Origin of the sequence: Streptomyces sp. NPDC001890 (assembly GCF_042891445.1) — a bacterium.
Taxonomy (GTDB): Bacteria; Actinomycetota; Actinomycetes; order Streptomycetales; family Streptomycetaceae; genus Streptomyces.
This window is the reverse complement of record NZ_JBIATE010000095.1, coordinates 1-1,022: the sequence shown is the minus strand read 5'-3', so window position 1 is coordinate 1,022 and position 1,022 is coordinate 1. Positions and strand designations below refer to the sequence as shown.

The window sequence follows — 1,022 nt, the reverse complement described above, 5'->3', positions numbered from 1 at the left end:
CTAGGGCCTGTCCGGCGGATCTTTCGACTCGGCATGCCTGGCACGACTTCGTGGGCTGATCCCCGAGTATGCCCAAGGCTGCCGCTCCCGACGTTGGGCCGCGTCAAGGTTGGGTTCACGTGAGCGACGGCCACCGATCGGCAGCCCACTCCAGCCATCCCGACCATCCAGGAGGCGGACCTCCGATCTCATGCCCTCCGAGTTCGGCGGCGTCGGGCTCCTCAAACAGCGTCCTCCAGTGCACGAGGTCCGCTTCGCTCATCGGGAAGGTCTGATCCGGGGTAGCCGACTGGCGATGGGCGATTCGGGCACGTTGGGTCTCATGGTCCACCGGCACGTACACAAGGCGGCAGTCTGCCCCCGCAGACTCGGCCAACCAGCGGATCGCGGATCTCTCGTCACGGGACCAGCATCCGAAGTCCAGGACCACGTCGGTTCCAAGTCTGAGCGCCTCCAGACCGAGCCAGAGCAGCCGGCCCTCCAGCACGTCGCGCTTCCCATCCACCTCCGGCTCGCCAAACAGCGGAATCATCCATTCATCCGGAGTCAGCCGCAGGGCGCCGTGCTCCTCGGCGAGTTGCCGAGCCCTCGTGGTCTTGCCGGCGCCGGGCAGGCCGATCGTCAGGAACAGCGTGGTCACATCCCGATCGTAAGCAGGAAGACCAAGTGCAGGGCGACTGCCTTTCTGCCAAGACCGCCGGGCCGCGCTGCGGTTTGGGCAGCGCGATGACAGCCAGTGGTGGTGACCGCACTCGTCCCAGGCAAGTGGACCGATGTCCTGCTCATCAGCTGATTACGACCTGAGCCAGAGGCGGATCGAAGCCACGACGACCGTACCGTGAAAGACGTAGGCGCGTTTGTCGTAACGCGTGGCCACAGCGCGTGAGTGCTTGAGGCAGTTGATCGTCCGCTCGACCTCGTTGCGGCGCCTGTACATCTGCCGGTCGAAGCCGGCCGGTCGGCCTCCTGTGCTTCCGCGGCGCCGGCGGTGGGCCCGCTGGTCCCGCCGCTCGGGGATGGTG

1 protein-coding gene and 1 pseudogene are annotated in these 1,022 nt (G+C 66.6%); both read right to left on the bottom strand.

The features are described from left to right. Positions 1 to 115: 115 nt before the first annotated feature. Positions 116 to 640, bottom strand: a complete 525-nt coding sequence (locus tag ACFYY1_RS43320; protein ID WP_376321157.1) for an AAA family ATPase — start codon at positions 638 to 640, stop codon at positions 116 to 118. Positions 641 to 793: 153 nt separating this feature from the next. Continuing rightward, positions 794 to 1,022 (bottom strand): annotated as a pseudogene (locus ACFYY1_RS43315) (IS5/IS1182 family transposase); the annotation flags it as partial.